The organism is Acinetobacter sp. UBA6526, from assembly GCF_002434875.1.
Taxonomy (GTDB): domain Bacteria; phylum Pseudomonadota; class Gammaproteobacteria; order Pseudomonadales; family Moraxellaceae; genus Acinetobacter; species Acinetobacter venetianus.
This window is the reverse complement of record NZ_DJLC01000172.1, coordinates 1-10,194: the sequence shown is the minus strand read 5'-3', so window position 1 is coordinate 10,194 and position 10,194 is coordinate 1. Positions and strand designations below refer to the sequence as shown.

Here is a 10,194-nt window from a genome sequence, read left to right as displayed (position 1 = left end):
CCTTCTTGCGTTGGTTTATTATAATATGGCGTAACCAATAGCGCTGCGTCAGCACCTAATTCTTTTGCTGCTTTGGTCAGTTCAATCGCTTCACGCGTTGAGTTAGCGCCTGTACCCGCAATAATAGGAATACGTTTATTCGCGACACGAATCACTTCTTTAATGACTTGTGTATGTTCTTCCATGCTGAGTGTAGAAGCTTCGCCCGTTGTGCCGACAGCAACAATGCTATTAGTACCTTGTTGGATGTGCCACTCAACGAGCTTCTCAAGACCCTTCCAATCTACGCTGCCATCTTCAAACATTGGGGTGACGATTGCGACAATTGAGCCTTGAATATTCTGTGCTAGCTGAGTCATTTTAAAAAAATATCCTATTTTCCCATCCGAGATTGAAGTAATTTAAACGAAATATTGGATGGTTGCAGTATTTTGATTCGTCGTCCAACAGTAAGTCGAGTTGAATGACAATTATGCAAATTATGACTGATCAGAGACATAAGAACAATATGCTTTGGTCAAACTGTAGAAAACTTTAATTCATCTTTAACTTGAATAGTTTTCATCTTAATTAAAAGTTTTGCGATCTCTAGTCAGAACAACGCAGGCAGGGTATTGTAAAACCAGATGATTTAGAGGGAATAACAGCGATGCTAGTGAATTCAAAGAATATCGCATTGATTGTAGTGGATGTTCAAAATGGTTTTACACCGGGTGGAAACTTAGCAGTCGATCAAGCTGATCAGATCATTCCTTTAATTAATCAGCTCGCTATAAAATTTGATCATGTGGTGTTAACTCAAGATTGGCATCCAGAACAACATATCTCTTTTGCTGAAAATCATCCGCATAAACAGCCATTTGAAACCATAGAGTTGAATTATGGCACTCAAGTGTTATGGCCGAAACACTGTGTGCAGGGGAGTCATGATGCAGCATTTCATCCTGATTTGAATATTCCAACCGCTCAACTCATTATTCGTAAAGGCTTCCATCCTGATATTGATAGTTATTCTGCATTTATGGAGGCAGATCGAAAAACTCCGACAGGATTAAATGGGTATTTGAAAGAACATCAAGTTGATACGATATATATTGTGGGGATTGCGACAGATTTTTGTGTGGCGTGGACGGCACTCAATGCCGCAGCTTTTGGATTTAAGACCTATGTGATTGAAGATGCATGTAAAGCAATTGATTTAAATGGGTCTCTGCAACAGGCTTGGCAGCAGATGTTGGATCAAGGGGTAGAGCGCATTCACTCAACGACCATTCTGCCTTGAGCTTGTTGCAATTAATCTAAAGACGTTACACTTTTCGATCATGATCAGCTTTCATGATTGTTACTATGCCGCGCTATTACCACAGAGAGTTTTATGACATACCAACTTGATGATTTCGACCGTAAGATTATTCATCATTTACAGCGAAATGGACGTTTAGCCAATCAAGAGCTGGCAGAATTGGTTGGCTTATCAACCTCACAATGTTCTCGTCGTCGTATTTATCTCGAACAGCAAAATATTATCACTGGTTATTATGCCCAAATCGCATTGAGTGCTGATCCAGCACCGATTATGGGCATTATTGAAGTGAAGCTACAAAATTATAATGATGCAACACACGATCGTTTTGTTGAGTTTCTGATGCATGAGCCTGCGGTCAAAGATATTTACAAACTCACAGGGAGTTATGATTTTGCCCTCAAAGTTGCAGTCAAAAACTTAGATGAAATGGTTAAATTGATCGGTATTTTATCCTCCCAAAACTTTGGGGTGAGTAATTTAAATACCTCAATCGTGCTTGAAAAATTAAAAGAAAATGGCATTGTGATTAAATAGAACAAAGCTTTCTTAAGCTGAGTGATATCGCTCGGCTTTTTTATTGGTTTTGATTATACCAATTGGATTATTTTGAATATAAATTGCATTTATGGTGAAAATATAAGAAAAAATTGCGAAAATTAAATAAAAATGATCAAATATGTCATATCTTTTTTAAAGATTTCTCTCCCCTCTGTTGTTCTCCTATTGAGTTGTAGTGTTATGAATACCGATCAAAATGTATCTTTGGTAAGCCCAGTCATGCCTGTAATTGATCAACACTCAAAGATTGAAGATGCACTTGCCATGTTAATCGGTACTTTTATTCTTTCATTTGCGATGACATTGTTAAAGCAAGCAGGAATTATGACGGGTGGAACAGCTGGTCTGTCATTGTTGATTCATTACATCACAGATATTAAGTTTGGTATTTTATTTTTCCTGATCAATATTCCATTTTACTATTTTGCTTATAAAAAAATGGGCGTTGGTTTAGTCGTAAAGACGTTTATTGCCGTGGCTTTACTGGCAGGTTTTACGGAAATGATTCCCCATTTTTTTCACCTGTCAGACGTAAATCCATTTTATGCGACTATCTTCGCGAATGTGCTGATGGGTGTGAGTTTTCTGATTCTTTTCAGACATCGCTCTAGTTTGGGTGGTATTAATTTATTGGTTCTTTATTTACAAGAGCAGTTTAAGATTCCAGCAGGCAAGGTACAGATGGGAATTGATGTTGCGATCTTATTGATTTCACTATTTTTTGTGGATTGGAAATTGATTCTGATTTCTATATTGGGAGCTGTGATTCTGAATTCTATTATTTTGTTAAATCATAAAACCAATCGTTACGTGGCTTAAAGTCATATACTTCTTATTTTTCTATTGGCATTTGAGAATGGAAGAAAGGTGAACTGTAATTAGACAATAAAGTCTCATACTCAGCCTGTCCGTAAGTTATTGATATTTAGTTCACCCTAAAACAATAGAGTTTCATACTGCTTTTTGTTTTAGGATATTCAGGATGGGAAAGAAGACAATAAAGTTTCATACTAACTAAGATGTGGAAATCAGCTGAGCTTTTTCTGCATCGTAGTAAACAGTCTCAATAGAGCCATTTTTAATGTGCTCAATAATGTCATTAATGATGTTAAGAGAAACCAAGAACCATTCTTTTGGTTTCACAGGTTTCCCAAATCTATCTTCGATATTAATATCCAACTGAGCTGATTGTAGGACTTTATGAATAAGCTTTTCTAATTTATGCGGCACAATATTTTCTGGTAACCCATAGCTAGCAACAAGCTCAACATCTGCGAGTAGATAAGTAGGATCATTCTTTGCATCAGTAATCCGCTGGTTGACCTTACTTGTGGTCACACCAATTTTGTGAATGACATCTTTATGCTCTTTAATGAATGAGTTATCTGACTTACTTCGCAAGACATAAATAGTGCCACTTTTAATTTCGATGTGATTCTCCTCGTCTTGAGACTCAGATGAATGAAATAATGGCCCTGCATTGTTTTTAACTAAAATTCGTCGACTTGTCTTATCACTATTTAAGGCTTTCTTCAAAGAGCGCATTAATAAATTACTCTCTGTACCATTAGAATAAATAGCTCGCAATCGAGCATCTGTTTCACCATTAGGAGCTTTAAAATACTCTCCGACTTCAGCAACATAGACGATTTGACCATCTACAATGAACCAATCATTAAGTTCAATACTTGCATCTTTACCGAAAGCTTTTGTTATACGTTGCCCATTTTCAATATCTGAATTAATCTGATCAAATAAAGTTTTAAATACATCGAAATCTGAGCAAACTTTGCGAGTTGCCGTTAGCTCATTTGCATCACGCTCTTTTTGGGTTCTCACATTCTGTAAGACAAGAATATTTTCTTCATCTTCCAATTCAATCCCTAATTCAGAAAGTAAATCATCATCCTCTAATTCAGATATGTCAGATGGTTCAGAAGTAATACTATTTAATAGATTGTGTTGATCAAAGTCTTTTAGAAGAGATATAGCTTCAGGCAATTTTCTAAGCTGATTAAGCCTAACAGCATAAAGGCGTTCAAAAATATCAGCATTATTTGAGTTTGATGGAATTCTTTGATTTATTTCGTAGAATTGAATAATTTCCTCAAACCCAGAAATTAGGCGCTCTTCTTTGGCTGTATAGGTCACCTGTTTTACTGGTGCTAAATCTATACCTAATTCTGATAGCAAATCATCATCAGAAATATCAGCCATAAAATTTACCTTGTTTAACCTAATAGTTTGAATTGATCGAGATGGATTACAACAGAACTCATTGCAGAGTTCTGTTTAATTTTTTCAAGACGAGATGCACATAATTTTTCAAAGATATCTGCATCATCATTAAGGGATGGAACACGTTGATGAGTTGCATAGAAGACATTAATCTCCTCAAACCCAGAAATTAGACGCTCTTCTAACGGGGTTAAAACCTTAGTAGATTTTAACTCAAGTTCGATTTCTAGTTCATCTAGAATCTGTTCATCTGAAAGACGTTTCATTACTTATTGTCCACTATCAAATATCAGACTTCGCTTTTTCTTGTGCTTTGAATCTTGCAAAAGCTGCAACACCTTCTGCCATCCTTTTTTCCCAAGCATCTTGAGAATTTATATCTGGTAAACGACCACGTTCTTTTTTAAATTGTACTGCACGAATTGCTAAGTCTTTTGCCTCTTCAGGGCTTAGATTGATACGTTTAGCTGAAATATGAGCTTGGACTTGACGCAGTGTTGCTTCATCCATTGCTTTAGACAGTACAGCATACGCTGATTCGAATGGATTGATGTGATCAATCAAATCTATATCTAAATCACGTACATTCATAAAACGTTTAACACCCTGAATAAATGCTATGTTCGATTCAGGTTTACCATCTGGATTTCCAGTTCCACTAGAGCCAGCGGTTGTGCCTCCAAGTGTTTGCTGGGCTTGTTCAAGTTCTTTCTTTGCTTGTTGAATTAAGTTAAAAGCTGCAATTGCATGTTGACGAACTGCTTCTTGGTCTTCAGCTTCTAGCTCTGGGTATTTTTCCTGAACAATTTTACCCAATGCCAATTGTGTTAGCTCTTCTGGAACAATATTTTCTTGGTCGAATAAGCCTCGTTCGATAGCAGATTTATTTTGAACAAAAGCCGTAATGATTTCGTTTAAGTCCTCTTTGCAAATACGATTGGCTTCTTCAGATTCTGGTTTTTTTAAGCCATTAATCTCGACATGGACTTGTCCTGTCTTACCATTAATCCCAACGTTTGTTTTACCTTTTTGGTAACCATCTTCACCATAATCAAAGCCATCTAAAGTACCCTGATCTTTAGGCGTAAATTCAAAACGAGGCGCTAATACTTGCTCCATTAACAAACTTGCAGCAATGGCTTTCAGCATATCATTGACAGCCTCAACAACGAGTTTTTCAGATGCATCAGGCTCAGCAATTAAATTGGTAAATTTGGCACGATGCTTACCTTCAGCATCTCGAGTAGCACGACCAATAATTTGTACAATCTCAGTTAAACTACTACGGTAACCAATCGTTAAGGCATGCTCACACCAAATCCAGTCAAAGCCCTCTTTCGCCATACCTAATGCAATGATGATATCGACATGATCACGGTTAAATCGTTGTTTTGGATCTTTCAGTGCTGTCAGTACTTTAGAGCGTTTTGCTGCATCACTATCATCAACAAGATCAGCAACTTTTAAAATGCGCTTATTGCCCATCTCAGTTGTGATTTCGATTAAATGGAAACCTGTTTCATCATCAACGCCTTTCCAAGTCCCCATTGCATCCATGATATGTTCAACTTCGAGGTGCTTGCCAATTTTGGTACTTTCTCGAGAATTCACATTTGGAATATGAATGATAGTTTTAAGCGTAGGATCTAAAACTTTCATCACAGCATCGGTATATTTTCCTGTATAGAAAAAATACCCAATATCTAATGCTTTTAAATAGGTATAGCCATTCAGCTGTTCGTAGTAAGTATAAGTAACAGTCTCGAACTTATTTTCATCTGTTGGTGATAAAACTGCTTCAGAATCCCCACGGAAGTATGAACCTGTCATCGCTACGATATGCGCTTTGTCTCGTTCCATAAACTGACTGAGTTGTGCACCCAGCTTATTATCTGGATTACTACTCACATGATGGAATTCATCAATCGCAATGAGTGTATTATCGAAAGCTTCAACCCCTAAATAATCTACAGCATTTCTGAAAGTAGCATGTGTACAAACTAAAGTTTTGTCTTCGCTTGATAAAAACTGAGCTATTGCTTCTGCTAATCTTGATGAAACACGTTCATCATCAGCATTGGGTGCATTACATAGGTTCCAATGAGGTTGTACTTTCCAGTCTGCCCAGAAGCCATGCTTTGTTAATTCTTCATCTGCAAAGCTACTGCCAATAGAACGCTCAGGCACCACAATAAGTGCTTGCTGAATCCCTTGATTCTCTAATTTATCTAGAGCAACAAACATCAATGCACGTGATTTACCTGATGCTGGCGGTGATTTAATTAGTAGGTATCGTTCACCACGTTTATCATAAGCACGTTCCTGCATTGGACGCATGCCGAGTTCATTTGCTTTATTTGATGCTCCTGTACAAGCCGTTTTAATAGAAACAGCAGGGACAGTTCGTTGATTGGTTGGATTTTCTGAAGTTGTCATGCTTATTTCTTTCCTACTTGTTTTGAAGTCATTTCTGTATACATTGAAAATAGTTTTTCTAAGCGCTCTGTGTCATTTTTAAAGCGGCGTCCAATATAGATACGCTCTAGCACCTCATCATTTTCTTCATGTGCTTGGCGTAAGTTTTCTGGCATTTTTTCAGGATTATAAAGATCTGCAATTGTTGCAGGGAAATGTGCTTCCCGAGCTAATAAAATATTTTCAGCGCAACGAGTTAAATCCGCTTTGTTTTTTTCGGTGAGTTTTGGGACGGGGAAGGTGTTCCAGCCTAGTGTGTTGGAGTAACGATACCGCGTTTCAAGTTTTCCACATACTGCCGCAATCCATACTAGATGAAGCTTTGAAGCAATAAGTGCCATATACCAAAGGGGCGCGTTGTATAAGGCGAAAGCGGCGTTAGTAATTACAAAGTTTTTTGGTAGTTGCTCGACTGGAAGGTAATCTCTATTTTCAGAAGTAACGCTTGGAATAACTAAAATGGACTTGTTCTTTATAAACCTTGGCTCCGCAAAAGCATGGGGTCTTGTTGCAAGTTTTGCTGTTGCTTCCTTAGAGCTTTTACTTCTAAAATCTCTGACGCTATTAATTCGTTTGGCAATTTCAGGAATTGATAACGCCTCTTCAACTGCATTGTCTTCAATCCAAAGGCATTTTCTAATTTTCCCAGAAATAACATCGTCAGCACTACAGTAAGGATAGACAAATTTTGCAGCATTTGGATTTAAGCCAATTAGCTTTTTAGCTGTTTCGTTGTCGAAATTTAAAAATTTGCCATCCGCAGCCTTACTTCCGTAATCCATTTGTTGCAATTCGGATAGAGGTATTGTTCTTGTTTGCATTTCAATTTTCAAATCAGGAGTGAGGTAGGGATTAATGTAGCTGCAAGATTTTTCAATATTTAATCCATCGTCACTGGTTGAAAAAAGTCTGCAAGAATTAATATTTGAATTTGTAATACCTGCAATAACAACTGTCACCCCCGCGTTTTTTGAAGCAAGGTTTTTCCATTTAAATGAAGAATGTGCAAAAAATATTTTGAAACCATTTTTTAAAATGTGCGGCCAAAGAATTGGGACGTGTTGCCCTTGGCAAATTGAATTGGTTGTAACAAATGCACTTTTTGTAGGTGTAACTAAACCGTAATCATATGCTTTCAAGAACCATCCGCATACATAATCCAATGATTTGAATTTATCTATTCGCCCATTGAATAACCACTTCATATCATCTTTCATTTCTTTGGTTTGTTCTGAAGTGCCTTTGTATGGGGGGTTGCCGCAGATATATATTTCTCCCCCTTCATTTTCAAAATTAATTTCAGTCTGTTCTAATGGAGTTTCAAATAGATCATCAGCAACAACTTTCACAGTGTTACCTGTCGGCGGACAAATGCTTAACCAATCCAAACGTAAAGCATTACCACAGATAATCCAGTTTTCTTTAGAAAGTGGCAACACTGTTTGTAGAGCTTCAATCTGACCACAGTACTGAACATTCGATTGATACTCAGCAATCACCAAAGCTAAACGTGCAATCTCAGCAGGAAAACTATTGATCTCAATACCACGGAAATTCGTCAATGGAATATCGGTTGCACGTCCTTCTTCATTACGAAGTTTGTTAATTTGAGCTTCAATTTTACGAAGTTCTTTATACGCAATAACAAGAAAATTTCCCGAGCCACAAGCAGGGTCAAACACACGAATCCGTGCAATACGTTTGCGTAAATTAAGCAACTTTAAAGGACTGCCCTTTGATGCCTCTAATTGCTCGTTTAGATCATCCAAGAATAGAGGATTCAACACCTTTAAGATGTTTGGCACACTGGTATAGTGCATCCCCAATGAACCACGCTCATCATCATTGGTGACTGCTTGAATCATTGATCCAAAAATATCTGGATTGATTTTTTGCCAATTCAGCTCACCTGCATGCAACAAATAAGTACGGGCTATCTTAGAAAATTTAGGCACCTCAGTACTGCCCGAGAATAAGCCACCATTTACATAAGGGAATCTTTTTGCCCATACAGGTAGTTTTGTCGATTCTCGCTTTGAAAGATCAACGTTCATTGCATGAAATAAGGTACTAATAACTTCGTGTGTATTACTTGAATCACGCTCTGACATTTGCTCAATGGTTTGCGTGAAAATACCACTCGGTTGAAAAATTTCTGTGTCTTCAGCAAAGAAACAAAAAATTAAACGTGCCATGAAGTGATTCATGTCTTGGCGACGTTCTTCAGTTGCCCAATCTGGATTTTCTTTTAAAAGCTCAATGTAAAGCTTATTGAGTCGACCTGTTGCACGTACATCAATCGGGTTATCTTTAATCTCCCGAATGGTTGATATGCCTGCAAGGGGTAAGAAAAAACCAAAATGCTCAGCAAAATTTGAAAAAGCAGAGCTGATAGTTTCACCAGAAATAAGATCTTCAGCTTGTAAATCCGCACCATCTGTAGCGAGAATGAACTTGGCCTTTGCTTTCTCTGTTGCCTTACTTTCTCTTAGTGCGTTCAAAGTTTGAGAGACTGAGTCCTGATCACATACAGCTATGTGAATATAGTTTCTTTGCAGTACACCGTTCTCAATGTCTGAAGAATTACTTTGACCAACACGTAGTTTTTTTATTGTTGTTTCTTTATTACCAAAAGCTCTTAAAAAGTCATAAGCAAACTCTTGAGCATCGAACGGTTTTTCAGCAAGTTCGGAGACGGCTGCTTCAATTTCAACGGCATTCATAGGCTTTAAGTTATATGTGATTCATCTTTGGGAATATTTTAGCAAATAAAAGAATATACATCCTCTTCTTAGGGCAATATTTGTCTGAGGCTGTGACCATATTTTATATTTCTTAATATATGGCGATTCTACATAAATTTATGTAGAATCGCCATATAGATATGATATTATAAAACAATGACCTATACTGAATTTAATAGGCTTGTTCGGAAAGCAAATCTAACGTTGAAAGCTTTTGCTGAACTGCTAAAAATGAATCCAGCTTCTCTTAGTAACTATGCAAAAAAAGGAGAGGTGCCAATGCATCTAGCAATTATTGCAACACTTCTATCTGAAATGCATGAACAAGGTATTGATTATTCTTCTATTTTAGATAGAGTTGAAATTTCTACTAAAAAACCCCGTGGTTCAGCAAAAGCTGGGAAATTCGGAGGAGATAAAAAAATTGATCTTGAGCTAGGGGATGATTGAGAATGGATGATTCTATGAAACACTCTCTTCTACAAGATCCTACTAAGTATGGTATATCAGAAAATATGCTCATTCAGTTTTCTGAGAAAGAGCCATTGTATGTGCATTTATCATATTTAGATTTGTTTACGAATGAGATTGATAAGCGGCCAGATGCCGTTGTTGAAATTAATGGTAGAGCTGCCTTATATTTAGTATCAGAAAATATATTTACAATTGATGAGTTAAGGCAATTAAAAGAAATCTTAGCCTCTCGTGCTGATGCACGCTTTTTAGGTGTCTTGAGAGCTGGTGTTATTGATATTTATCCTTTAGGGATTTTTTCTGAAAATGATGATCAGCCTATAGTTAAAAAAATTGATTTATCAGAGAGTAGTATTAATCTTCATGATTTTTTAATGGCTTTGTTGCACAAATAGACGA

General features: G+C 37.0%; 10 protein-coding genes. 5 read left to right on the top strand and 5 right to left on the bottom strand.

The features are described 5' to 3' along the window. The coding region (locus B4237_RS11930; RefSeq protein WP_286943271.1) for a dihydrodipicolinate synthase family protein at positions 1 to 359 on the bottom strand (359 nt) is incomplete at its 3' end. 290 nt (positions 360 to 649) lie between these two features. On the opposite strand from B4237_RS11930, the gene pncA reads away from it, so the two are divergent. The 3 genes from pncA (at position 650) to B4237_RS11915 (ending at position 2,683) form a co-directional block, all read left to right on the top strand. Then, on the top strand, positions 650 to 1,282 hold the full coding sequence (gene pncA / locus B4237_RS11925; RefSeq protein ID WP_286943268.1) for a bifunctional nicotinamidase/pyrazinamidase: 633 nt from the start codon (positions 650 to 652) through the stop codon (positions 1,280 to 1,282). A 93-nt stretch (positions 1,283 to 1,375) separates the two neighbouring features. Continuing rightward, the gene (locus tag B4237_RS11920) at positions 1,376 to 1,840 is read left to right on the top strand and encodes an Lrp/AsnC family transcriptional regulator (RefSeq protein WP_278595811.1); all 465 of its coding nucleotides are present in this window, start codon (positions 1,376 to 1,378) and stop codon (positions 1,838 to 1,840) included. 204 nt (positions 1,841 to 2,044) lie between these two features. Then, entirely contained in the window at positions 2,045 to 2,683 is a 639-nt protein-coding gene (locus B4237_RS11915) for a YitT family protein (RefSeq protein ID WP_278595810.1), read from the top strand. 195 nt (positions 2,684 to 2,878) lie between these two features. Here B4237_RS11915 and B4237_RS11910 read toward each other — a convergent pair whose 3' ends face one another. The 4 genes from B4237_RS11910 to B4237_RS11895 are packed head-to-tail and all read right to left on the bottom strand — an operon-like array spanning position 2,879 to position 9,300. Then, the gene (locus B4237_RS11910) at positions 2,879 to 4,081 is read right to left on the bottom strand and encodes a GIY-YIG nuclease family protein (RefSeq protein WP_278595809.1); all 1,203 of its coding nucleotides are present in this window, start codon (positions 4,079 to 4,081) and stop codon (positions 2,879 to 2,881) included. 14 nt (positions 4,082 to 4,095) lie between these two features. Continuing rightward, positions 4,096 to 4,368, bottom strand: a complete 273-nt coding sequence (locus B4237_RS11905) for a hypothetical protein (RefSeq protein WP_278595808.1) — start codon at positions 4,366 to 4,368, stop codon at positions 4,096 to 4,098. A gap of 16 nt (positions 4,369 to 4,384) precedes the next feature. After that, entirely contained in the window at positions 4,385 to 6,538 is a 2,154-nt protein-coding gene (locus B4237_RS11900; protein ID WP_278595807.1) for a DEAD/DEAH box helicase, read from the bottom strand. A 2-nt stretch (positions 6,539 to 6,540) separates the two neighbouring features. After that, entirely contained in the window at positions 6,541 to 9,300 is a 2,760-nt protein-coding gene (locus B4237_RS11895) for a class I SAM-dependent DNA methyltransferase (protein WP_278595806.1), read from the bottom strand. A 177-nt stretch (positions 9,301 to 9,477) separates the two neighbouring features. Between B4237_RS11895 and B4237_RS11890 the strand changes: the two genes are divergently transcribed. Both B4237_RS11890 and B4237_RS11885 read left to right on the top strand, forming a co-directional pair. Further along, positions 9,478 to 9,771, top strand: coding sequence for a DNA-binding protein (locus B4237_RS11890; protein WP_104794644.1), 294 nt, complete (start codon positions 9,478 to 9,480; stop codon positions 9,769 to 9,771). 14 nt (positions 9,772 to 9,785) lie between these two features. Beyond that, on the top strand, positions 9,786 to 10,190 hold the full coding sequence (locus tag B4237_RS11885) for a hypothetical protein (RefSeq protein ID WP_286943260.1): 405 nt from the start codon (positions 9,786 to 9,788) through the stop codon (positions 10,188 to 10,190). Positions 10,191 to 10,194 lie beyond the last annotated feature (4 nt).